The 21,189-nt window shown below is 40.2% G+C and carries 27 protein-coding genes and 2 pseudogenes; 25 read left to right on the plus strand and 4 right to left on the minus strand.

The window, feature by feature from the left end; translation table 11 throughout:
- Positions 1 to 25: 25 nt before the first annotated feature.
- The 8 genes from BA70_RS06895 (at position 26) to lysA (ending at position 6,386) form a co-directional block, all read left to right on the plus strand.
- On the plus strand, positions 26 to 646 hold the full coding sequence (locus BA70_RS06895) for a stage V sporulation protein AA (protein ID WP_034319911.1): 621 nt from the start codon (positions 26 to 28) through the stop codon (positions 644 to 646).
- Positions 636 to 1,052, plus strand: coding sequence for a stage V sporulation protein AB (locus BA70_RS06900; RefSeq protein ID WP_034319914.1), 417 nt, complete (start codon positions 636 to 638; stop codon positions 1,050 to 1,052). The genes BA70_RS06895 and BA70_RS06900 overlap by 11 nt, the downstream gene beginning before the upstream one ends.
- A gap of 20 nt (positions 1,053 to 1,072) precedes the next feature.
- On the plus strand, positions 1,073 to 1,525 hold the full coding sequence (gene spoVAC / locus BA70_RS06905; protein ID WP_034319917.1) for a stage V sporulation protein AC: 453 nt from the start codon (positions 1,073 to 1,075) through the stop codon (positions 1,523 to 1,525).
- Between the two features lie 12 nt (positions 1,526 to 1,537).
- Entirely contained in the window at positions 1,538 to 2,554 is a 1,017-nt protein-coding gene (gene spoVAD / locus BA70_RS06910; protein WP_034319920.1) for a stage V sporulation protein AD, read from the plus strand.
- Positions 2,554 to 2,904, plus strand: coding sequence for a stage V sporulation protein AE (spoVAE, locus tag BA70_RS06915; protein WP_034319923.1), 351 nt, complete (start codon positions 2,554 to 2,556; stop codon positions 2,902 to 2,904). The genes spoVAD and spoVAE overlap by 1 nt, the downstream gene beginning before the upstream one ends.
- 6 nt (positions 2,905 to 2,910) lie before the next feature.
- Positions 2,911 to 3,519 carry a stage V sporulation protein SpoVABEA gene (gene spoVAEA / locus BA70_RS06920; protein WP_034319926.1) on the plus strand — a complete coding sequence of 203 codons (609 nt, stop codon included), beginning with the start codon at positions 2,911 to 2,913 and terminating at the stop codon, positions 3,517 to 3,519.
- Complete coding sequence (locus tag BA70_RS06925; protein ID WP_034319928.1) at positions 3,473 to 4,945, plus strand: spore germination protein; 1,473 nt, start codon at positions 3,473 to 3,475, stop codon at positions 4,943 to 4,945. The genes spoVAEA and BA70_RS06925 overlap by 47 nt, the downstream gene beginning before the upstream one ends.
- A 115-nt stretch (positions 4,946 to 5,060) precedes the next feature.
- Positions 5,061 to 6,386, plus strand: a complete 1,326-nt coding sequence (gene lysA, locus BA70_RS06930) for a diaminopimelate decarboxylase (protein ID WP_034319930.1) — start codon at positions 5,061 to 5,063, stop codon at positions 6,384 to 6,386.
- 40 nt (positions 6,387 to 6,426) lie between these two features.
- Here lysA and BA70_RS06935 read toward each other — a convergent pair whose 3' ends face one another.
- The gene (locus BA70_RS06935; RefSeq protein ID WP_034319933.1) at positions 6,427 to 7,311 is read right to left on the minus strand and encodes a DUF1002 domain-containing protein; all 885 of its coding nucleotides are present in this window, start codon (positions 7,309 to 7,311) and stop codon (positions 6,427 to 6,429) included.
- A gap of 318 nt (positions 7,312 to 7,629) precedes the next feature.
- On the opposite strand from BA70_RS06935, the gene BA70_RS06940 reads away from it, so the two are divergent.
- Positions 7,630 to 8,067 carry a peptidylprolyl isomerase gene (locus BA70_RS06940; RefSeq protein WP_008359679.1) on the plus strand — a complete coding sequence of 146 codons (438 nt, stop codon included), beginning with the start codon at positions 7,630 to 7,632 and terminating at the stop codon, positions 8,065 to 8,067.
- Positions 8,068 to 8,108: 41 nt separating this feature from the next.
- Here BA70_RS06940 and BA70_RS06945 read toward each other — a convergent pair.
- The 3 genes and pseudogenes from BA70_RS06945 to BA70_RS19080 form a co-directional block, all read right to left on the minus strand.
- Positions 8,109 to 8,684 (minus strand): annotated as a pseudogene (locus BA70_RS06945) (MFS transporter); the annotation flags it as partial.
- Positions 8,685 to 8,714: 30 nt separating this feature from the next.
- Positions 8,715 to 10,514: a recombinase family protein gene (locus BA70_RS06950; RefSeq protein WP_034319936.1), complete on the minus strand. Its 1,800-nt coding sequence runs from the start codon at positions 10,512 to 10,514 to the stop codon at positions 8,715 to 8,717.
- 43 nt (positions 10,515 to 10,557) lie between these two features.
- Complete coding sequence (locus tag BA70_RS19080) at positions 10,558 to 10,959, minus strand: helix-turn-helix domain-containing protein (RefSeq protein ID WP_051691119.1); 402 nt, start codon at positions 10,957 to 10,959, stop codon at positions 10,558 to 10,560.
- Between the two features lie 164 nt (positions 10,960 to 11,123).
- Here BA70_RS19080 and BA70_RS06960 point away from each other — a divergent pair, with 164 nt between their 5' ends.
- The 16 genes and pseudogenes from BA70_RS06960 to BA70_RS20515 all read left to right on the plus strand — a co-directional run bounded on the left by BA70_RS06960 (position 11,124) and on the right by BA70_RS20515 (position 20,917).
- Positions 11,124 to 11,333 (plus strand): helix-turn-helix transcriptional regulator, encoded by a 210-nt coding sequence (locus BA70_RS06960; protein ID WP_034319993.1) that lies wholly within the window; start codon positions 11,124 to 11,126, stop codon positions 11,331 to 11,333.
- A 68-nt stretch (positions 11,334 to 11,401) separates the two neighbouring features.
- Positions 11,402 to 11,605 carry a hypothetical protein gene (locus tag BA70_RS06965; RefSeq protein WP_034319939.1) on the plus strand — a complete coding sequence of 68 codons (204 nt, stop codon included), beginning with the start codon at positions 11,402 to 11,404 and terminating at the stop codon, positions 11,603 to 11,605.
- Positions 11,606 to 11,858: 253 nt separating this feature from the next.
- Positions 11,859 to 12,422, plus strand: a complete 564-nt coding sequence (locus tag BA70_RS06970) for a hypothetical protein (RefSeq protein ID WP_034319941.1) — start codon at positions 11,859 to 11,861, stop codon at positions 12,420 to 12,422.
- A complete protein-coding gene (locus tag BA70_RS06975) occupies positions 12,419 to 12,688 on the plus strand; it encodes a YqaH family protein (protein ID WP_034319944.1) in 270 nt (89 codons plus the stop codon). The genes BA70_RS06970 and BA70_RS06975 overlap by 4 nt, the downstream gene beginning before the upstream one ends.
- A gap of 200 nt (positions 12,689 to 12,888) precedes the next feature.
- Complete coding sequence (locus BA70_RS06980) at positions 12,889 to 13,437, plus strand: host-nuclease inhibitor Gam family protein (RefSeq protein ID WP_034319946.1); 549 nt, start codon at positions 12,889 to 12,891, stop codon at positions 13,435 to 13,437.
- Positions 13,438 to 13,440: 3 nt separating this feature from the next.
- Positions 13,441 to 14,379 carry an AAA family ATPase gene (locus tag BA70_RS06985; protein ID WP_034319949.1) on the plus strand — a complete coding sequence of 313 codons (939 nt, stop codon included), beginning with the start codon at positions 13,441 to 13,443 and terminating at the stop codon, positions 14,377 to 14,379.
- Complete coding sequence (locus BA70_RS06990) at positions 14,369 to 14,566, plus strand: hypothetical protein (protein WP_034319952.1); 198 nt, start codon at positions 14,369 to 14,371, stop codon at positions 14,564 to 14,566. The genes BA70_RS06985 and BA70_RS06990 overlap by 11 nt, the downstream gene beginning before the upstream one ends.
- A gap of 20 nt (positions 14,567 to 14,586) precedes the next feature.
- A complete protein-coding gene (locus BA70_RS06995) occupies positions 14,587 to 15,024 on the plus strand; it encodes a DUF669 domain-containing protein (protein WP_034319954.1) in 438 nt (145 codons plus the stop codon).
- Positions 15,025 to 15,084: 60 nt separating this feature from the next.
- The gene (locus tag BA70_RS07000) at positions 15,085 to 17,505 is read left to right on the plus strand and encodes a phage/plasmid primase, P4 family (protein ID WP_034319957.1); all 2,421 of its coding nucleotides are present in this window, start codon (positions 15,085 to 15,087) and stop codon (positions 17,503 to 17,505) included.
- Positions 17,506 to 17,779: 274 nt separating this feature from the next.
- Positions 17,780 to 18,217: a hypothetical protein gene (locus BA70_RS07005; RefSeq protein WP_034319960.1), complete on the plus strand. Its 438-nt coding sequence runs from the start codon at positions 17,780 to 17,782 to the stop codon at positions 18,215 to 18,217.
- Positions 18,214 to 18,753: an ERCC4 domain-containing protein gene (locus BA70_RS07010; protein WP_034319962.1), complete on the plus strand. Its 540-nt coding sequence runs from the start codon at positions 18,214 to 18,216 to the stop codon at positions 18,751 to 18,753. The genes BA70_RS07005 and BA70_RS07010 overlap by 4 nt, the downstream gene beginning before the upstream one ends.
- On the plus strand, positions 18,750 to 18,920 hold the full coding sequence (fbpA, locus tag BA70_RS19415; protein ID WP_078061666.1) for a Fur-regulated basic protein FbpA: 171 nt from the start codon (positions 18,750 to 18,752) through the stop codon (positions 18,918 to 18,920). Before BA70_RS07010 ends, fbpA begins: the two co-directional genes overlap by 4 nt.
- Before the next feature lie 2 nt (positions 18,921 to 18,922).
- Positions 18,923 to 19,438, plus strand: a complete 516-nt coding sequence (locus BA70_RS07015; RefSeq protein ID WP_034319965.1) for a putative metallopeptidase — start codon at positions 18,923 to 18,925, stop codon at positions 19,436 to 19,438.
- A 113-nt stretch (positions 19,439 to 19,551) separates the two neighbouring features.
- A complete protein-coding gene (locus BA70_RS07020; protein WP_034319968.1) occupies positions 19,552 to 20,391 on the plus strand; it encodes a phosphoadenosine phosphosulfate reductase domain-containing protein in 840 nt (279 codons plus the stop codon).
- 203 nt (positions 20,392 to 20,594) lie between these two features.
- Positions 20,595 to 20,732: pseudogene (locus tag BA70_RS20155) on the plus strand (XtrA/YqaO family protein); the annotation flags it as partial.
- A gap of 98 nt (positions 20,733 to 20,830) precedes the next feature.
- Positions 20,831 to 20,917 carry an XtrA/YqaO family protein gene (locus BA70_RS20515; protein ID WP_275574579.1) on the plus strand — a complete coding sequence of 29 codons (87 nt, stop codon included), beginning with the start codon at positions 20,831 to 20,833 and terminating at the stop codon, positions 20,915 to 20,917.
- The last annotated feature ends 272 nt before the right edge of the window (positions 20,918 to 21,189 follow it).

Raw genomic sequence — 21,189 nt, forward strand, 5'->3', positions numbered from 1 at the left:
ACCCATCGTATAGGAAGTGACTTGGATGGACGGACAAATCTTTATTCGGCTGCGCCATCGGATCAAGACCGGTATTGATCAGCTCATTTATTTAGAGGATATCGCCCAAATTACTGGTGATGAGTTTGCTGTGCAAAAGCTTAGCAAAATGCCGGTGTATCATGTCAGCAAAAAGGATCGTCACATCGTCGTTCTAGATATCATGCATGTGGTCAAAACGATCAAAAAAACGTGGCCAGACATCGACATTCAAACCGTCGGAGGCTCTGAGGCCATTGTTGAAATTGATACAGGCAAACGCCAGCTCTCACCCGTATTATTTGTGTTTGTCTGGCTTCTATTATTTGTCGGAGCGGCTCTTGCCATCATGAACTTCCACGAGGATGTCAGTATGCGGCTTGTTCATATTCGCCTATATGAAATGATCACAGGAAAAACGGTTGAGCATCCTTATTTATTACAAATTCCATATAGCTTTGGACTCGGTTTGGGCATGATTTTATTTTTCAATCATGTATTTAAAAAGCGTTTAAATGAAGAACCAAGTCCACTCGAAGTGGAAATGTTTAAATACCAGCTCGATCTCGATCATTATGTCGCACTTAAAGAAAATAAAGAAACATTAAAAGATATCCATGATCGGTAAATGGCTTTTTGTCGTGCTCGTTGGACTTGGCGGCGGTTTAACAGTAGGAGCAGGATTTGTGGCATTTCTAACAGTGCTTGGCATCATCCCTCGATTAATGCAATTAACCAAAACGCAGCGCTTCATACAAGGGTACGAGGCGGCTGTCATCAGTGGGGCGGTCGTTGGCGGCTGGGCCACCTTGAGTCAAATGCATTTGCATTTATCCAAATGGCTGACGCTTCCGATCGGTCTTTTATCCGGCATCTTCGTCGGTATGCTTGCAGCCGCATTGACTGAGGTATTAAATGTACTTCCCATTTTAACGAAAAGAATTGGAATGGACGGAAAAATCGTTTTGCTGCTCATGGCCATCGTCTTAGGAAAGGTATTTGGTTCACTTTTTCATTGGCTTATTTATATTTAAAAATTTGGAGGGAACAACACGTGTCGAGTTTAAAAGAGAACTATCCATCTAAGGTGAAAACGTATCAGCCCAAACCTCCTTATGTACTCAACTGCATCAAGGCTTTTCTTGTTGGCGGCATGATCTGTGCTATAGGCGAGGGATTACAAAACTTCTATATTCACTTTTTTGATTTTAATGAAAAGACGGCAGGGAATCCGACAGTGGCGACCCTCATTTTAATTTCTTCTATTTTAACTGGTATCGGTATTTACGATAAAATTGGCCAGTTTGCTGGAGCGGGATCCGCTGTCCCGGTGACAGGTTTTGCAAACAGCATGACAAGTGCTGCCCTTGAGCATAAAAGTGAAGGGCTTGTTTTAGGTGTTGCCACGAACATGTTTAAGCTCGCTGGGAACGTCATTGTTTTTGGTGTCGTCTCGGCATATGTCGTAGGGATCATTCGATACATCTTGGAAAAGGTGTTTTCGTAGGAGGAATGAAACGTGAAACTAACAGGTAAACAATCTTGGGTATTTGAGCACAAGCTTTATGTCAATGCAGAAGGAACAGCTGCAGGACCGAAAGAAAAAGAAGGTCCAATCGGTCATCTCATTGATAAAACATACGACGAAATGCATTGTGATCAAAAGAACTGGGAAATGGCTGAAAGGCAGCTCATGGATGATGCGATATCAAGCGCTTTATCAAAAGCAAATTTGCAAAAAAGTGATATTGATCTTTTGCTGGCAGGAGATTTACTGAATCAAAACGTCACAGCAAACTATGTGGCAAGAGAACTCAAAATCCCGTTCCTTTGCTTATTTGGAGCATGCTCCACATCAATGGAATCGGTCGCCATTGCTTCAGCATTAATAGATGGTGGTTTTGCAAATAGAGCCATTGCTGCGACAAGCAGTCATAATGCGACGGCAGAACGCCAATTTCGTAATCCGACTGAATACGGCGGACAAAAACCAGATACAGCGACAAGTACAGTGACTGGGAGCGGGGCTGTTATTATCAGCCAAGAGCCCTCCAAAATTCAAATTACAAGCGCAACCGTTGGACGAGTCATGGATCTTGGGATTATAGATCCCTTTGACATGGGATCAGCAATGGCGCCGGCAGCAGCAGATACCATCAAGCAGCACTTAGAAGACCTAGGGAGAACGGTTGACGATTACGATCTGATTTTAACAGGGGATCTATCTGGCATTGGCTCACCGATCTTAAAGGATCTGCTTAAAGAAGATGGCATTCAGCTCGGCCGAAAGCACGATGATTGTGGTTTAATCATCTATACACCCGATCAAAACGTGTTCGCTGGAGGCAGCGGCTGTGCGTGTTCAGCTGTTGTGACATTCAGTCACATCTTTCAAGAAATGAAAGCAGGGAATTTGCAAAGAGTACTGGTTGTCGCAACCGGGGCACTTCTCAGCCCGATGATGGTCCAGCAAAAAGAGACCATACCAACCATTGCGCACGGTGTCGTATTTGAGCGCGCAGGAGGAGAAAGCTAATGGATTATCTGATCGCTTTTGTTGCAGGCGGACTTATTTGTGTCATCGGCCAGCTTTTATTGGACGTACTCAAACTCACGCCTGCACATGTCATGACCATCTTTGTTGTGGCAGGAACCATTTTAGACGGGTTCGGTATTTATGATAAATTTATTGAATTTGCAGGTGCGGGTGCTACCGTGCCTATCGTTAGCTTTGGTCATAGCTTGCTTCATGGGGCAATGCACCAGGCAGATGTACACGGATTCATCGGAATCGGCATCGGTATTTTTGAATTAACCTCTGCTGGAATATCAGCTGCGATTTTATTCTCATTTATTATCGCACTTATCTTTAAACCGAAAGGATAACCTAATATGGGGCAAAGACGTAAAGTCATTTTAGTGACAGACGGAGATATATATGCTGCCAAAACCATTGAGCTTGTCGCCAAAAACGTCGGCGGACGATGTATTTCTAGCTCAAAAGGGAATCCGAGCAAAAGGACAGGACCTGAACTTGTCCAGATGATTTTAAAAACGCCGTATGATCCAGTGTTTGTCATGTTTGATGATTCTGGTCTAACAGGTGAAGGGACAGGGGAGACAGCGATGAAGCATGTGGCGCGTCACCCTAAAATTGAAGTGCTTGGAGCCATTGCAGTTGCATCCAAGACACATCAAGCCGAATGGACAAAGGTGCATGTCTCCATTGACCGGGAAGGTGAACTGACAGAATACGGTGTTGACAAACACGGACTTCCAGAAATGGAACCTCATAAAATGAGCGGGGATACGGTGTATTGTCTCGACTCACTTCAACTTCCGTTTGTTGTTGGGATTGGAGATATTGGGAAGATGGGACGGAAAGATGACTTGAGCAAAGGATCTCCAATCACGATGAAAGCAGTTGAGTTAATATTAGAAAGGAGTGGTTTCCATGAAGAAAGACAAGGTAAACGTGTACCGAGACCCGAAGAAAAATGAAGATTACTTCAAGGATAATGTTGGGATGGGTCTCAGCTTTGACCTTGGCGTTCGGAAAATCTATATACATGATCAGGAAATCCAACTTTACTATGTAAACGGATTGTGTGATACGCAGTATGTCATCTATTTATTAAAAGAACTGATTGAAATCAATGACAACGAACCTGAAACAGATGATCTCGCACGTGTGGTCGAGAACCGCCTTGTCAATCAGCAAGTCTCAAAAGTTGAAACGCTGGATGAAGCAGTAGATCAAGTGCTGTCGGGACTTGTAGCAGTTGTTGTAGAGGGTGAAAACTACGCATTTATCATTGACGTCAGGAGCTATCCTGGCAGAATGCCAGAGGAGCCGGATACAGAAAAGGTTGTCAGAGGAGCAAGAGATGGGTTTGTTGAAAACATTATTGTGAATACAGCACTCATCCGAAGAAGAGTGCGAGATGAAAAGCTCCGATACAAAATGCTCAAAGTAGGCGAACGTTCAAAAGCAGATGTATGTGTTTGCTACATTGAAGACATTGCGGACCCAGATCTTGTGGATATTATTGAAAAAGAAGTATCAGGGATCAAAGTCGATGGGCTGACGATGTCTGATAAAACGATTGAAGAATTCATTATTAAGCAAGGGTATAATCCCTTTCCGCTTGTGCGATACACAGAGCGGCCAGATGTAGCCGCTAACCATATTTTAGAAGGGCATGTCATCATCATTACAGATACATCCCCTAGTGTCATCATTACACCAACCACTATATTTCACCACGTTCAGCATGCAGAAGAATACCGACAGGCACCAGCAGTTGGCACGTTTTTAAGATGGGTACGCTTTTTAGGCATATTATGTTCTACCTTTTTATTGCCAATTTGGTTTCTGTTTATCCTAGAACCAAATCTCCTGCCTGACAATTTAAACTATATTGGGTTTAACAAGCCTTCACATATCCCTGTTATTCTCCAAGTATTCCTTGCTGATTTCGGGGTGGAGTTTTTAAGAATGGCAGCGATTCATACGCCGACAGCACTGTCGACCGCCATGGGGTTGATTGCCGCCGTGTTAATTGGACAAATTGCCATCGATGTCGGTTTATTTACACCGGAGGTCATCTTATACGTCTCACTAGCAGCCATCGGCACATTTACAACGCCAAGCTATGAACTGAGTATCGCCAATAAGATCGTACGACTGATCATATTAGCACTAGTGGCGATCTTTAAGCTGAATGGACTCATCATTGGTTTTACCTTGTTACTCATTTATTTAACATCCATTCGTTCATTGCAGACGCCGTATATGTGGCCATTCATTCCTTTTAATGGTAAAGCGTTATGGCAAGTGCTCATTCGGACGTCTGTTCCTGGCTCAAAAGTAAGGCCAAGCATTGTTCATCCTCAAAACAGATCAAAAATTCCGCCAAATTCTTAACGCTCATTGAAAGTGGCTGAAGATTGTGATATTGTATTTTTAACTTTGAGAAACGGCAAAAGGCAGCTCACGCAGCTGTCTTTTTTCAGCCGAGGCGGAGAAAGAGGGAATGACATTGTATTTACACGGCACTTGCAGACAAAATGAACTCGGTCATTTAGAAATTGGTGGTGTTGATGCCGTTTCTTTAGCTGAAACGTATGGGACACCACTTTATGTATATGATGTGGCTTTAATACGGGAGCGCGCAAAAAGCTTTCAAAAAGCGTTTATAGAAGAAGAGCTAACAGCGCAGGTGGCATATGCGAGTAAAGCATTTTCTTCTATCGCGATGTTTCAGCTTGCCAAAGAAGAAGGATTATCTCTTGATGTCGTATCGGGCGGGGAGCTGCACACAGCCATTTGCGCCGGATTTCCAGTAGATAAAATTCATTTCCATGGCAACAACAAAAGCAGAGAAGAATTAAAGATGGCATTAGAGCATGGGATCGGCTGTATTGTGGTTGATAATTTCCATGAAATGAAACTCATTGAACAGCTTGGGCAAGAGCTGTCAAAAAAGGTGAAAGTGCTGCTCCGTATCACGCCAGGTGTCGAAGCGCATACTCATGATTACATTACGACAGGTCAAGAGGATTCAAAATTTGGCTTTGATCTTCATAATGGACAAGCAGACGAAGCGGTGAAACAAGTGCTTGGGTCAGAAGTGATCGAGCTTTTAGGTGTCCATTGTCATATCGGCTCACAAATCTTTGATACGGCTGGTTTTGTCCTTGCAACAGATAAAATCTTTATGAAGCTGGATGAATGGAGAGAATCATTTGGCTTTATCTCCACAGTGTTAAACTTAGGCGGCGGCTTTGGAATCCGTTATACAGCTGAGGATGAACCACTTCCTCCGACAGAATACGTTGAAAAAATTATCCAAGCTGTCAAAGCGAACGTAGCCCGCTATGAATTCGATATGCCGGAAATTTGGATTGAGCCAGGCCGCTCTCTTGTTGGAGATGCAGGAACGACTCTTTATACGATCGGCTCATCAAAACATGTACCTGGAATTCGTGATTATGTAGCCATAGACGGCGGAATGAGTGACAACATTCGCCCAGCTTTATATCAAGCGAAATATGAAGCAGCGAGTGCCAACAAAATGAGCCAAACGCATGATCGAACGGTTTCCATTGCAGGGAAATGCTGTGAAAGCGGAGATATGCTCATTTGGGATATCGACCTGCCAGAGTTATCACAAGGAGATTTATTAGCAGTCTTTTGTACAGGAGCATACGGCTACAGTATGTCAAACAATTATAACCGTATCCCGCGCCCGGCTGTTGTGTTTGTAGAAGATGGGGAAGCGCAGCTTGTAGTTGAGCGTGAAACATATGAGGACATGGTCAAACTGGATTTACCCTATCAATCAAAAGTGAAGTCATCTACTTAAAAAAAGCTGCCTGATCATCAGGCAGCTTTTTTTATGATATTTATTTTCCACCAGTGAATACAGACACGACGGCGTTCCAAATGGACACAAAGAAATCCCAAATCTTTTGTAAAAGGTTTTTACCTTCATCTGATTCTATGAATTTCGTAATCTTGTCTTTTGCTTTATCGATTTGAGACCCTACTTGGTTCCAATCGATATTGATGTTTTTCATTTTATCAAAGAGGGTGACTAGCTGATCCTTTTGCTCTTGCGTCAGATTTAAGTTCAAATCGGAAGCGGCTTGATCCACTTTTTCTTCCACTTCTTTTGTGGTTTTAGGGACACCGTTTTTCGCAATGTCATCTTTGATTTTTGCAATAAGAGCAGAAGCATTGTCTTTACCGATAGAGTCGCCCAATTTAGATGTTGTCACAAGCTCTTCGTTTGCGACCTGCTTCACATCTTCTGGAATGGCTTTGTCGCTTGACACTTCATAGGCTTTTAATAAACCCGTCAGCGCTGCTGTACCAGATACTTCAAACGGGGCAGTCACGACAACTTTCGCATCCTTGACACCTGCTGTCATTAAAGCATTTAAATACATCTCATCTGTAATCGTCTTAATGTTATGTGTATCCACAGTCAGACCAGTACCTGATTTTTCAATTGTGATGGATGAAGATGATAATGCTCTAGTCCCGATTTGAGAACGAGGAATATACTTTCCTAAATATTCGTGCTCTTCTTTATTGGTTACTTCAATTTTTGTCGCATTTTCAGGTGGATTCAACTCGCCAAGCACCTTCTGGCGATCAGCCGGTGTTAAGTCTTGCCCGAGTGTGACGATGACATCGCCGACAGCTGCATCCGCTAAGCTGACTTTTGGCGCACCAATCAGTAAAAGGAGCGCTGCCATCATACCAAGCATCGTTTTTTTAAACATGTTGACCTCCTTCAAGTCGAGAGCGTTCCTCTTTCAAGAGAAACTCATCTTTTGAGTACATGTGATGAAGTGTACTCCATCATATAGACGTAACAAATCAGCCTGACGTTTCAATTTTCTTTGAAGATGTTTTGGCCTTCCAATAAATAAAGATATTACAAACAATATGGATCGTCTTCATAGGAGAAAAGTATCAGGCTCTTCTATTTTATCAATGATGAGAAAAGAGGTAAATAACAATCAAAAGCAGGGGATGTTTAACATCACCGAAAATGTGCTATAATGAGCGTTGTTTAACCTGAAAGGAGAATGTGAAAAATGGCGAAAAAAGGATACATACAACTAACGAATGGAAAGAAAATTGAGTTTGAACTTTACCCAGAGGCTGCTCCAGGTACAGTAGCAAACTTTGAAAAGTTAGCGAATGAAGGCTTCTACGATGGACTAAAATTCCACCGCGTGATCCCGGGCTTCGTAAGTCAGGGTGGCGACCCAAATGGTAATGGAACTGGAGGCCCTGGTTACACAATTAAATGTGAAACAGAAGGAAATCCTCATCAACATGAAAGAGGTTCATTATCAATGGCGCATGCTGGTAAAGACACAGGCGGCAGCCAATTTTTTATCGTACATGACCCGCAGCCGCATTTAAATGGCGTGCACACAGTGTTCGGTAAAGTAACTTCTGGTATCGAGGCTGTTCTTGATATGGAGCAAGGCCAAGGCATGGAAAAAGTCGAAGTTGTAGATGCTTAATCCAAAACACCGCTTAATCGCGGTGTTTTTTTCATTGTATCTCATTCTTCTGTTGTTTGTTCCATTAGACGGTAGGTAATGATCCAATACAAAAGGGCTAAGGCACTGACAGATGCACCAAATAGGCATATCCCGCTCCATCCATAGTTTGCGTATATGTTGGTTGAAACAATTGAACCTATGGCACTGCCGATGGAATAAAAAATCATGTAAGCAGCAGTAAGTCGGCTTCTCGCCTCAGGTCGCACTGTGAAAATCATACTCTGATTGGTCACGTGTACTGCTTGCACAGATAGGTCAAGAAAGATAATGCCAATGACTAATGCGATGAGTGAATGTTCTGTAAAACGGATTAAAAACCATGAGACTAGCAATATAACTAGGGCTGTGCAGGTTGTGAACTGCCCTAAACCTCGATCAGCTAGGCTCCCAGCACGAGAAGCACCTAATGCTCCAGCAACTCCAGCAAGACCAAACGCTCCAATAACGGTATGTGAAAGAGAGTATGGGGGAGCACTGAGAGGTAGCACCAGCGAAGTCCATAATGTACTAAACACGATGAAAATCAGAAGAGCCAATATTCCGCGGATGCGTAGGATTCGTTCTTGAATAAATATATGTTCAAACAAAAGAAAACTATGGAACATCTAAAGTCCATAGTCTCTCTTAATTCTGCGTATAGTAGTTGATGGAATTCCCGTGTCTCTCGCTGTTTTTCTTAATGACGCATCGGGATTTTTTAAGTAGTATTCTTTTAAAATTTCAGCTTTACCTTTGGGGTCGTGGTTAATCACTTTGGTGTAATTTTTATATTCTCCAAATCTATTTCTAAGTCTGACGATTGAACTTGGGCCAATGTCTAATGCTTCTGCTATTTGTTTTTGAGTCAAATGGGGATGTTCATTCATGTATTCTTGAATCTTGTTGTATTTGCTTATAGGATCTCGTTCCCATTTATTTTTAACGTTGAATGGATCAGGGTCAATTGGTATGGCGATCTCTATAGGAACATCTTCAGATAAAAAACCCTCTAAAAGAATTTCTTTCTCATAAACTATCCCTTTCGGAAAAAGTGTAGAGATCATTTCTGTTTGTTCTTCTACAGTTAATAAACTTTCAAATCTTTCGGCAACTGAAAGATAAGAGGTGATAAGATCATAGTTAAACATTTTAGATTTTATAAGATGTAATTTCTCTTCAAGTGATCGAACTTGTTTTTTATGGTGCTCCTCTTGCGTTTCGAGCATCGTGTATTGTTTATCTAACTGCTCCTTTGAAAACTTTCCGTCGAGATAGAGAGGCAGCAGCAGATCCTTTTTCTCTGAAAACTTCTTTAAATTATTCCTTTCAGCTTTTACCTGCTTTTTCATGTCTTCAAGATCCTTCTGAGTATGATCGATCTTGACGTATTTTTTCGCCATGTTTTCGCTCTTAAGTATTTCTTTTATCGCTTTAGTTATATTTTGATCAAATCTTATGCTGTTAATTGACACCTTACAATCAATATGTCGGCCATGAGCAAGATAAAAGTATCCTTCGGTTGCATAACTATTTTTAGAATGTACTATGCTTAGTTTTCTTTGACATTCATCGCACTTAAAATACACCTTTCTCAAGAAATGGTGAAATACTACTTTCTTCCTCTTAAATTTTTCTTTTCTTATCTTGCAGATTTTCTCGTAGGTTTCTATAGTGCGAAGGGGAGGATATACAGGGACATCAGCGCTTATCGCTCCTTCGTTTTTAAAGTTTTTTTCTAGCACGCCGTGAAAGGCTTTGCTTTTAAGTCTGATTCCTACTAAGGCACTGTTCCATTCCTTTCCCGTTGGCGTACGGCTTATTTTATTTAACTCTTGTGCAATTGTTGTATAGCTGTATTTCTTCTCGGTATATAGCTTATCTATAAAGGGAATGACCCAAGACCAATTCTCGTTTATTGTATATGTGCCTGTGGCTTTATCGTAATTGTATTCCCAGAAAGTTTTCCCCCATCCCTTGCCTTCTCTTGTTCTTTGTCTTTTGCCTCGCATCATCTTTAAGACAATTTTCTTTTTTTCCCTTCGAGCAATTAAGTTTTTTAAGTCACTGATAAATTCATCATCTTCATTGTCTAGATCTGTAATGAATCCAGGCTCTGCTATTTTAACTTGATTCTCTCGAAGAGTTGATTTCAAAAATTCCCATCCGAGTGAATCTAATCTACTAAGCCGATCTTGTTCAATGCACAAGACGACTTCGCAGTTACCTTTCTCAACAAAATCTAGCAATTGGTTAAGTCCTTTTTTCTCTAACTTGCCGCCGCTGCCGACGTCCTGGAACTCGCCCACTACAGTCCATCCTTGGGACGCTGCGTATTTGGTGAGTTCTTCTTTTTGGGATCTTAAGCTGTATTTATCTTCTGTGGCTTGTCCTGGGGTAGATACCCTGTAATAAAGAGCAGCTTTCAATGTAAATCCTCCTTAAAAAAATAGCCCTTTGAAATGCAAGGAGCTATTTTTGTTCTCTCTGTGATAGCAGATATTTTATATATTTAATTGCTTCCTCAGCTTCTTCTTTAGTTAGAACGGCCTCATCCGAATCTGCTTTGTAATTTTCAACGACTTCACTTACTTTCATAGAAAGTTCAGACGGAAACAGCTTCGTGTATTCAGATACAAATTGTTTTTCTGAATCACTGTATTTTGGCTTATCGTTGGTTTCTGTTCCAGTTAGATAATCGATAGTAACATCAAAAATCTTTGACAGCTTTATCAGTGTTTCCCGTCCAGGTTTTTGTTTTCCTCTCTCTATAGCAGAAACATAAGTTTGGTGAACGCCGAGCGCTTCTGCAAGGTCAGCCTGATTCATCTTATGTTCTTTTCTTAGGTGTTTTAATTTGTCCTTAAGCTCCAATTTGTAGACCTCCTTAACCCTTGTCATATAAGGGTTTAAGTACATAAAAGAAAAATATTTATGAGTTTATGTAAAAAACCAGTTGATTTTAAGACTATTTGTCTTATATAATAGGAATCACCAAATAAATAAGACATATTGTCTTAAAGGGGGTGGTTCATGTGATGAATGAAAAACTCGTACTTTTAAGATCTAAAGCAGGTTTCAGTCAATTTAAACTTGCTGAGCTACTTGGGGTACATCAAACAACCGTAAGCACTTGGGAGAAGGGTTATCGTCAACCATCTAAGGAAAACAAGTTAAAGCTGGCCAAACTTTACGGTGTGTCAGTCGAGTATTTGTTTTATGCATCTTATTATGACACAGTTTCATGATTTTTTTTAGTATTTTTTAAGACTTTTTGTCTTAATTCTTATTTTAATTCTTAAAGGAGGTGATTATTTTGAGTGGTTTGCCTATTGATTTCGACGTAGTAAATAAAAATGCCTACCTACCCGTCAAATTAAGTGAGCTTTCAAAAGTCGATCCTTCATCGGCGTTAGAGATCCTTAACCAATGGGGAGAAGGAACAAAGCCAATTACAGTTTTATGGGAAACAACGATTGAAAAAATTTTGCAAAATAAAGACCAACCAACAAAGAAATAATAACACATTTATGTATATAAGTAAATACAAAACGAATCCTTAAAATGTTAATTTTCAAAAATCTATTGAGAGCGAAGTGATTTCATGGAATTAAAGAGAGTTATCTTCGCAAGCAAAATGTGTAAAGGCTCTGAGGTTTCAAGGATCTGCAAAATATCAAAGCCATATTTTATTAACGAAAATGCAAATGATTTAGTCATAGCACATGCGCTTTTTCTTAAATTGAAAACTATGCCTGAAAGGAGAAACAAAAATGTATAACCCATACGATTTTTACATTACACCGGAAGAATTTGCACAAGCCGAGGCAAACGGAATATGTAAGGATACACTCATCGGTCGAATACGTAGGCTAGGTTGGAGTAAACAGCGAGCATTAACCGAGCCAGTTAAGTTTCAAGACCGAGAAAGAGGCAGAGTGGAATGGAGTAAATGGGGAAAGATTGCTGAAAAAAATGGCGTCTCGAGATCCATCTTTACTGGAAGACTGAGGTTAGGGTGGGATAGCGAAAAGGCAGCTAATACGCCAAAGATAGATCCGCACGAACATGCGAAGAGATTAAATGAATTTTCTCCAAGAACCAAGCGTCGTAAATTCTCAGAGGATCTTGTCAAGTTAGCTGAATCAAACGGTGTTAGTTATAAAAATCTACAATACCGTGTGACTGTTAAAGGGTGGGACCCATACACCGCAGCTACGACACCAGTGATGTCCCTGCGTGAAGTTCAGAAAAAAGGGCGTGAAGCTTTCAAGAAAAAATACGGGTCCAATCCTAACGCTATTTTCTTCCCGAAAAGAAAGGTGGTACAAACATGAATCTAAATAACTTTTTAAAAACTGACCGTGACAAGGCTGAAAGATTGATTAAATCAATTCACTTTCTTGTTGATGAGTTACTAAGCGATGCTATCACAGATCAAGATTTTACCGGATGTATAGAGATTGCAGGATCAATTGTTTCAAATTGCGAGGAACTTAAACGGATGCATCGTCCAGAACAAGTTGTACAGCTGCATGATATTGCGACTCAATTCTTAAGTAAAGGTGTAGATGTCTCAATTGTGAGGGGGCCAATAAAATGAATCTTGAGCATCCGGTCATTACTGAAATAATTCGCAATGGATATCCAAAAGAGTATCAACAGTATGATCAAGAGCATGGCGATGACACTGAGGAAGAAGATGAATAAAAAAAGCCCACACGGCAATGTGGACTAATAAAACAAAAGCAATTCCATTTTAAATGGAAGTATCAACAAAATCAAATAGAGGAAGGTGCACATATGAATTCTTTGCAGGACTTTGAACTTAATGAAATTAGTGAACAGCCAGGGAACCGTCCACAATTTGAGATTAATGATATGAACAGCTTGAATTGGGCTTTTCGTAAAATCGCTGCTCTCAAGTCACAAGAAAAAGAAATCAAAGCACTAGCAGCTACCGAAAAGCAACGCATTGAAGAATGGGAACGGCACGAACTGAAACCGATTGAAGACAATCTATCATTTTTTGAAAATTTGGTGGGTGTCTATCACACAAAGCAGCTGGAGGAAGACCCGAAAGCAAAAACTCTTTCGACGCCTTACGGGAAATCTAAAAGCCGTGCAATTAAAGAGCAGCCTAAAGCAGTCGATCAGGATCAACTTCTCGATCATGTGAAAAAAGCTGGCCTCAATGAACTAATCAAGGAAGACATTAAATGGGGCGACTTCAAAAAATCTTTATCTATTAAAGAAATTGATGGTAAAAAAGTTGTCATTGATGAAAATGGACAAGCCGTCCCAGGTGTAGAGGTAGAACCTGCCTCAATCAACTTCAAAGTGGAGGTATAAGAGATGTTTCAAGTAACAGATGCACAGCGTCAAAAGGAAAAAGCAATTGTTGGATTTATAGGTCCGAGTGGTTCCGGTAAAACAGCCGGAGCGCTGCTTGTAGCTTACGGAATGATGCGGGAAGCATATCCAAACGCAAGCGATGAGGAAATTTGGTCTAAGATCGGTGTCGTTGATACCGAGCACCGCCGAGCGAAATTATACGCAAATTTACAATTTGATGAGATTCGTATAGGCAGCTTTAAGCATATTGATTTTACGCCGCCTTACACAACCGAACGTTATCAAATGGCTGTTGAGGCAATTAAGAACGCAGGGGCCGAGGTGGTTGTAATTGATTCGCTTTCCCACAACTGGCAGGGGGAAGGCGGAATTGTTGAAACACATGGCAGCATGTCCGGCAACTCTTTTCAAAACTGGGGTAAACTTGCGCCGGAAACAACAAAGCTAATCAAAACATTGACGCAAAATGATGTTCATATCTTGGCAACATTGAGAACAAAAACGGAATATGTTGTCGAAGCCGATAATAACGGGAAAATGGCACCTCGTAAGGTCGGGACTAAGCCAGTTCAAAAAGATGAATTGGAATATGAATTTATGCTTAATTTCACTATTAGTATTGATCATATGGCTGAAACGTCTAAGGACAATACACGAATGTTTGAAGGCTCCTCAATAAAGTTAAATCCTGAAGTTGGCCGTAAACTTTATCAATGGTTAGAACTTGGCATTGATGTAAAAGCAGAGGAAGAAACAGAAAGAATCGGCTTAATCACCCACATTAAAACTTTGATTGAAGATAACGAAGAGGCGGCTCAAATGATTGAGGAATTTCAGATTAAAGCGAATAAGAAACTTGATCAATGGAATGTCAAACTTGCTAACGCTGCAATTGATAGATTAAACGGCGTCTTGGGAGGTGATCAAGTTGAAAAATGATACAAAGCTCGAGACGATTCGTGAGCACGCAAGTATATCAGATGTACCCTGGCTAATTTCAGAGATTGATAGATTAAACAGTGGCATAGACAGCGTGATTTATGATTTACGAAATGAAGACACCAGCGATCCGTATGTATTGGACCAAGTAACTCAAAATCTTGTAACCGTTCTGAACGGTAAATAAAAAATTTGGAGGAATTAAATATGTTTACAGTAGACCACAGCAAAGGCGATTCATTTGAACCAATTAAACCAGGAGAATATGAAGCAACAGTAATGCATTTTGAAGAAAAAACAGCAGCGTCAGGCAATAAGCGACTTGTCGTAGATTATGAAATCCGTTCGGATGTTGAGCAGCCATGTCAGGGGCAGAAAATTCTATATGATAACTTCACGGTTACAGAAAACGCTATGTGGAGATTCCACCAGGCATCAAAAGCCGCAGGTTTTCCTAACGGAATGAAATTTAAAGATCATATCGAATGGGCAAATGCTTTCTTAAATAAACCAGTTCGTCTAGTTGTCGGAGAAAGAGAGCATAACGGGAAAAAATATCCTGAAGTAAAAGCGTTTAAGCCGTCCGAAGAATCGGCCCCGAATGCTGATCCAGTTAATATCAGTGACGACGATGTACCTTTTTGATCATAGAAAACACAATTGAGGGAGTGTTTAGCTCCCTCGTTTTTAAAGGGGAGTTATTACATGTACGAATTTAAGAACATACCGCAAGAGCTCAAAAACGCCCCTCAATGGATATTATGGCGTTCCGAAGAACGTGACGGTAAGAAAACTAAAGTGCCGTATCAGATTGATGGCAGCATGGCACAATCAAGTAATAAAAGAACCTGGTCAACATTTCCGACCATTTTAAAATTTTATAATAACCGAGACTACGACGGAATAGGCTTCATGTTTTCCAAAGATGATCCGTTCATTGGCATAGATATTGACCATTGTGTCGAGGATGGGATTTTGTCACCATTCGCACAAGAAATTGTTGATAGTGTAGGCAGCTATACCGAATTTTCTCCAAGTGGAGAAGGTGTCCACATTATTGCCAAAGGTAAGATACCGTTACGGGGCCAGGGCACAGGTAGAAAGAATCCCGAACTAGGATTAGAAGTATATCGACACGGTCGCTATTTTACCTTTACAGGAAACAGTCTAGGAATTGGAGCCATTGAAGAACGAACGGACAGGCTCAAGGAGCTCTTTAATAAATATTTGAAGGACAAAAAAGAAGAAACAAAAGCATCAAGCCCGCCTGCTGCTTCATCCCGTGATATGAACAATCTTTCTAATAAAGAGATATGGGAAAGGATGTTCAACAGCAAGAACGGGAAGAGCATTCAAGATTTGTTTAATGGTCATTTGATAAACGAGGATCATTCTGCCACAGATATGGCCCTGTGTAATCATTTGGCATTTTGGACCGATAAAGACACTTCAAAAATGGATTCGATGTTCCGTGAAACGGGATTGTATCGGGAAAAGTGGGATCGGCAACATTCATCCGATGGTGCTACATATGGAGAAATGACCATTGCAGCTGCCGTTTATTCTACTCATAAAACAATATCCGATTTGATGGAAGAACAGCAGGATCAGCCGTACGAGGTATATATTTCTCATCCTGATAAGTCTCAAGTTGAGGATACCGAAGAAATTATTGATAAGCCGCCTGTGTTTCATTTAACCGAACTGGGTAACGCTGAACGTATCGCCTATTATCACGGAAAGAATATCCGATATTGCAACGAGCTTGAATGGTTGATTTGGGACGGAAAGCGATGGGAAGAAGATAGCAAACGTAAAATTGAAGCCATTACTGCTAAGACGTTGCGGGCACTGTATGGTGAGGCTGAGGCCGCAGAAGATAAAATTCGAAAAAAGCAACTTTATGATTGGGCAAAGAAATGCGAAAGGCGTTCAATTCGAATAAATAGCATACTGGATGTGCGACCGATGGTATCCGTTAAGAAAAAAGATTTTGATAGCTTTAAGTTTCTTTTCAATTGCAATAATGGGGTCATTAACCTTAAAACAGGAGAGTTGAAACCACATGATAGAAACTTGCTGCTAACAAAAATGTCACCCATCCCTTATGAAAAAGATGCAGATTGTCCAAACTGGATCAAATTTCTTGAGAGTATCTTTCTTACAACAGCCGGAGATCCCGATCATGAATTAATAGAATATCTACAGAAGGCAATTGGTTATTCACTAACAGGTGTTACAAAGGAACAAATTATGTTCTTCCTTTTCGGTAATGGTAGGAATGGTAAATCAACTTTTATTAATGTAATTCAGGATATTCTTGGAGATTACGCCCGTCAGACGAACAGTGATACTTTCTTGAAGAAGAAAAATGAATCGGGAATCAACAATGATGTTGCTCGTCTGGATGGTGCGCGATTTGTTTCGGCTGTCGAGAGTGAAGAGGGCCAGCAGCTGTCAGAGGCACTTGTAAAGCAAATAACTGGTGGAGAGAAGATGTCTGCTCGTTTTCTCCGCCAAGAATACTTTGAATTTACACCGGAATTTAAAGTGTTTTTTACGACAAACCATAAGCCAATTATCAAAGGCGGCGACAATGGGATTTGGCGCAGAATTAAACTGGTTCCTTTTACAGTAACTATACCGGAAGAGAAAATTGATGCTGATCTTCCTGAAAAATTAAAAAGAGAAATGCCGGGAATACTCCGATGGATTGTTGACGGATGCTTGAAGTGGCAGAAGGAAGGATTGAAAGATCCAAAAGCGATTAGAAATGCTACACAAGGTTATCGTGAAGACATGGATATTTTAGGACCTTTCTTAAATGAAAACTGTACTATACATGAGGATGCCAGTATAGAAGCTAAAATCCTTTACGAAAACTATAAAAAATGGTGTTTTCAGAATGATGAAATTGACTTGAAGAATCGTTCCTTTTATCGCCAGTTAGAAGTAAGGGGCTTTAAAAAAGAAAATGGAACAAAAAATAAAGTTTATTTTAAAGGCCTTACTTTAAATCAGTACGCTGGACATAATTTACTTTCAGGGGTTAATGAAGAAGCTAAAGGGGTTAATAAAGTTAATCAGCCAAAAGAAGATAAACCAGCTATTAGAAAAAAGCTATGAAACCTTATGTATCAAAGGATTATCAAAGATTTATAATTAAGGGTTTTAGGGTTATGGGTTAATGAGTTAATTAAATATATATGTTCCTTTCTTATGAAAATAAATAAATAAAAAATAATATATATATATATAAGGAGTTTAATAGATTTCGCTGTTAATTCGTTAACTTATTAACCGTTTCTTTTATAAAGCCTTATATATCAACGTTTTTAGGGGTTAATGAATGATTTGGGTTAATAAAAACATTAACCCTTTTTAAAAAGAGGTGGGAAAAATGCACCCAAAACAAATTTGTGCAGACTTAGAAATGTTGGGCGCTCGTTTGGTTCTCGATGGTAACGATCTTTATATTGAGAATCCCGAAAACGTCTATCAAGAACTTGTGGAATTTGTCCAGTCTTACAAGAAACGAATTATTCGTTATTTGAAAGGCGAATACTCGGATCATGAACATAATGTGAAACAAACAATAGATAAAATCATTAATTATTACATGGGCATTGCTCAAGACTTAAATACAAAAATAGATGACTGGTTTAATCATGATTGGGAGGCAGCGATAAAAGTCTCGAGATTGCTCGTTTTATTTTGGGAGAACGGATGGAGAGACCTTGACACTTCCGTTTCAAATTTTGAAAGTGAGGAAACAGACAAACTCTCATTAGAAATTTATGAGAGGGCCATGTCTTATTTTAAGGGGAATAAATCATGACTATTATTCATTACAACTATTCAGACACGGAGTTAAAAGAAATTTTAGGCAGCATGGTCATTATTGTGGATACGAGAGAACAGAAGAATCAACATGTTCTTGACTATCTTCGCAAAAAGAATGTATCAATCAAATTCAAAGGGATGAAGACGGGCGACTATTCCGCAATGATTCCCAAGAATGAGGCTTACGGGATCAATAGAGATATGTATTTAAACGCAGCTATCGAAAGGAAAAACGGAGTTGATGAGCTTGTTCAATCCATTAAGGACCGTTCCAGGTTTGAAAATGAATTGATTCGTGCATCAAAAAACCCTTTCACTCTTCTTGTGGAAGACCTGGAAGGATATCAAAAGATACTCAACGGAAAATATCGTTCAAAATATGAACCTAAATCGCTGCTTGGTAGCTTGAAAACATTTGAGGTTCGTTACAATTTCTCAACGGTTTTTATTAATCCAAGTGCGACCGGAAACTATATCTATCATCATTTTCATTACATGGCCCGAGAATTACTAAAGGGGGGCTTGATGTGAATGAATTAATGAAGGCCCTTTATATTGAGCGAAAAAAGGATGAAATCAAAGCGCAGCTACTTAAAATGGGATATTTTAAAACGCCTGATGGTCGGCAGTTGTACGAGCTTTCACTGGATGAATTAGACGGAATATTCAAAAAACAATTGATTGAAAGGGGAAAATAAATATGGCTTTTGTAGGTTTTGAAGAATCACATGAGGTGCGACAGCTGGCTAAAAGTTTAATTGATGAACACCACCCACATTTAAAAGATGCGATTGAGCACATTGGGTTTTATATTCGAGAAGGCAGCAGCAAATGGGCGGGGAAAGCGAAAAAATGTACGGCCTTTGAACGTCATATGACCGATTACATGCTTTTTGTATTCGTAAATAAGGAATCCTGGAAGGCAATGAACAAGAAACAGCGTGCCGCCCTGGTCGATCATGAACTTTGTCATTTTACTCGTGTAAAGTGGGAGGAACCTGACCCGAAAGATGCAAGGAATTGGATCACTGTGTACGGGCCCGCTGATGATCCTGACAGTTGGGGCATTCGAGAGCATGATGTGGAGGAATTTTCCGAAATCATTGAACGTCATGGTCTTTGGGATACGGGTATTGAATCATTCGCCGCAGTTGTGCGGGAGGCTGATCACCAATTGAATATTGATGATGTTAACCGTATAACAAGGGTGAAGTAAATGAGGAATCGGCTGCTTATCTTTTATATCGTGTTCGGGTTGTTTTCAGCTTTATCAATAATAAATGTGAAATAAGAGACTTATATAAGCCCTAAAGGCATAGGAGGAGCACCATGATTAAACGTCAATATAACGACGGAAAAGACCACGTACATGTTTTGTCATACGGAGGTGGCACACAATCAACGGCATTACTCTTGATGGCTCTAAAGGGTGAGATTAATGGAGTAATACCGGACTATATCATCTTTTCGGATACTGGATGGGAGCCGAAGCACGTTTACAACTGGATCGAGAAAATAAACAAACACATCAAAGCCAATTACGGACGTGAAATCATCTTTTGTGATAACGGAAATATTCGTGATGACATTGTAGAAGGTTCCGAAACAGGAAATAGATTCGCAAGCATTCCTTTTTTCACAAAAGATAAGAATGGAGAAATCGGCATCGCCCGCCGCCAGTGTACAAATGAATACAAGATATTACCTGTTAATCGAAAAATCCGTTCTTTGCTCGGATACAAGCCGAGGCAACGTATCAAAGAGGTTGTTCACCTATGGAAAGGCATTAGCACCGATGAAATACAACGAGTTAAGCCGAGTCGGGAAAGCTGGCAAGTAGCAGAGCATCCTTTGGTTGATATAGCTTTCGTTGATCGCTCAAGATGCATCACATATGTTGAGCGTGAAGGACTCGGAACACCTGCAAAATCTAGTTGTATCGGATGCCCGTTTCATGACTTTAACGCATGGAGAGAAATGAAACTCAAAGATCAAGAGTCGTGGCAAGACGCGGTGGAAATTGACCGTCTTATAAGGAAACTACCACGATTTAAAAATAATGCTTTTTTGCATAAGTCGGGTAGACCATTGGAAGAGGTTGATTTCAATGAGGATCAGCTTGATATAGACCATTTTTTGAACGAATGCGAAGGAATGTGCGGAATATAAAGCAATCGATAGGATAAGGAGGCAATGAAAGACTTGAGATTACAAGAAGAAACGAATTATTCGTTATTTGAAAGGCGAATACTCGGATCATGAACATAATGTGAAACAAACAATAGATAAAATCATTAATTATTACATGGGCATTGCTCAAGACTTAAATACAAAAATAGATGACTGGTTTAATCATGATTGGGAGAACAAGAAAAGGACCTATTGTTCTCGTTATATCTGATGGTAAAGCGAGATTTACACCGCTGCCGTCTCACGGGGAAACAAAGATCGTTACACATGACAACAAGGTAACTCGTGTTAATTTCAACGAAGGCGAGTTATTCGAGTAAATATAACCGTTCTACCGGAAAGCCGGGGGACACTGATCATTACAGCATAAGAGCTGTGTGATTGCTGTAAATCTTTTATTTTTTGAATTGTCGAAACGCTGCCGTCTCACGGGGAAACAAAGATCGTTACACATGACAACAAGGTAACTCGTGTTAATTTCAACGAAGGCGAGTTATTCGAGTAAATATAACCGTTCTACCGGAAAGCCGGGGGACACTGATCATGACAGCATAAGCGCTGTGTGATTGGTGTCCCTTTTTTATTTTCAGAAAAGGAGAAAGCAAATTGAAAACGTTGAGAGCTGCTTTTATAAAAGCGGGTTATAAATCTATGCCAACTAAAAGAACTGACGTTCCCGAGAACAGATGTACCTGAAATCGCACGCAGGAGCTTTCAGAAAGAGAGTTAAGAGAGCTTATGGGTATTTATCGCCCAACATATAAAAGAGGGCGTGGC

It is taken from the genome of Bacillus zhangzhouensis, assembly GCF_000715205.1.
In the GTDB taxonomy this organism is placed as follows: Bacteria; Bacillota; Bacilli; order Bacillales; family Bacillaceae; genus Bacillus; species Bacillus zhangzhouensis.